The sequence below is a fragment of the Staphylococcus sp. GDB20D11A genome, assembly GCF_016893255.1.
Classification (GTDB): domain Bacteria; phylum Bacillota; class Bacilli; order Staphylococcales; family Staphylococcaceae; genus Staphylococcus; species Staphylococcus aureus.
The window spans coordinates 1-1,959 of the sequence record NZ_JAFEPJ010000049.1 but is presented as its reverse complement, the minus strand read 5'-3'; the positions used below and the strand labels follow the sequence as shown (position 1 = coordinate 1,959).

Below are 1,959 nucleotides of genomic sequence, written 5' to 3'. Positions count from 1 at the left end.
CACAGGAGTCTGGACTTGACTGAGTTTATGGAAGAAGTTTTAATTGATGATAATATGGTTTTTGATATTGATAATTTAAAAGGATTTCTTAATGATACCAGTTCATTTGGGTTTATAGCTAAAGAAAATAATAAAATTATAGGATTTGCATATTGCTATACACTTTTAAGACCTGATGGAAAAACAATGTTTTATTTACACTCAATAGGAATGTTACCTAACTATCAAGACAAAGGTTATGGTTCAAAATTATTATCTTTTATTAAGGAATATTCTAAAGAGATTGGTTGTTCTGAAATGTTTTTAATAACTGATAAAGGTAATCCTAGAGCTTGCCATGTATATGAAAAATTAGGTGGTAAAAATGATTATAAAGATGAAATAGTATATGTATATGATTATGAAAAAGGTGATAAATAAATGAATATAGTTGAAAATGAAATATGTATAAGAACTTTAATAGATGATGATTTTCCTTTGATGTTAAAATGGTTAACTGATGAAAGAGTATTAGAATTTTATGGTGGTAGAGATAAAAAATATACATTAGAATCATTAAAAAAACATTATACAGAGCCTTGGGAAGATGAAGTTTTTAGAGTAATTATTGAATATAACAATGTTCCTATTGGATATGGACAAATATATAAAATGTATGATGAGTTATATACTGATTATCATTATCCAAAAACTGATGAGATAGTCTATGGTATGGATCAATTTATAGGAGAGCCAAATTATTGGAGTAAAGGAATTGGTACAAGATATATTAAATTGATTTTTGAATTTTTGAAAAAAGAAAGAAATGCTAATGCAGTTATTTTAGACCCTCATAAAAATAATCCAAGAGCAATAAGGGCATACCAAAAATCTGGTTTTAGAATTATTGAAGATTTGCCAGAACATGAATTACACGAGGGCAAAAAAGAAGATTGTTATTTAATGGAATATAGATATGATGATAATGCCACAAATGTTAAGGCAATGAAATATTTAATTGAGCATTACTTTGATAATTTCAAAGTAGATAGTATTGAAATAATCGGTAGTGGTTATGATAGTGTGGCATATTTAGTTAATAATGAATACATTTTTAAAACAAAATTTAGTACTAATAAGAAAAAAGGTTATGCAAAAGAAAAAGCAATATATAATTTTTTAAATACAAATTTAGAAACTAATGTAAAAATTCCTAATATTGAATATTCGTATATTAGTGATGAATTATCTATACTAGGTTATAAAGAAATTAAAGGAACTTTTTTAACACCAGAAATTTATTCTACTATGTCAGAAGAAGAACAAAATTTGTTAAAACGAGATATTGCCAGTTTTTTAAGACAAATGCACGGTTTAGATTATACAGATATTAGTGAATGTACTATTGATAATAAACAAAATGTATTAGAAGAGTATATATTGTTGCGTGAAACTATTTATAATGATTTAACTGATATAGAAAAAGATTATATAGAAAGTTTTATGGAAAGACTAAATGCAACAACAGTTTTTGAGGGTAAAAAGTGTTTATGCCATAATGATTTTAGTTGTAATCATCTATTGTTAGATGGCAATAATAGATTAACTGGAATAATTGATTTTGGAGATTCTGGAATTATAGATGAATATTGTGATTTTATATACTTACTTGAAGATAGTGAAGAAGAAATAGGAACAAATTTTGGAGAAGATATATTAAGAATGTATGGAAATATAGATATTGAGAAAGCAAAAGAATATCAAGATATAGTTGAAGAATATTATCCTATTGAAACTATTGTTTATGGAATTAAAAATATTAAACAGGAATTTATCGAAAATGGTAGAAAAGAAATTTATAAAAGGACTTATAAAGATTGATTATATAATATATGAAAAGCTATTATAAAAGACATTAGTATTAAATAGTTTAAAAAAATGAAAAATAATAAAGGAAGTGAGTCAAGTCCAGACTCCTGT

Annotated in this window: 2 protein-coding genes; both read left to right on the top strand. The window is 24.9% G+C overall.

Annotated elements, in window-relative coordinates; translation table 11 throughout:
• Nucleotides 1-420: GNAT family N-acetyltransferase (locus tag JV528_RS14580; RefSeq protein ID WP_046091389.1), on the top strand; the 420-nt coding region annotated here is incomplete at its 5' end.
• The gene (locus JV528_RS14575) at nucleotides 421-1,860 is read left to right on the top strand and encodes a bifunctional aminoglycoside N-acetyltransferase AAC(6')-Ie/aminoglycoside O-phosphotransferase APH(2'')-Ia (RefSeq protein WP_001028144.1); all 1,440 of its coding nucleotides are present in this window, start codon (nucleotides 421-423) and stop codon (nucleotides 1,858-1,860) included.
• Nucleotides 1,861-1,959 lie beyond the last annotated feature (99 nt).

What these genes read in the sequence shown, in the direction of transcription:
- JV528_RS14575 (WP_001028144.1), top strand. Translation starts at nt 421, where the DNA reads ATGAATATAGTTGAAAATGAAATATGTATAAGAACTTTAATAGATGAT.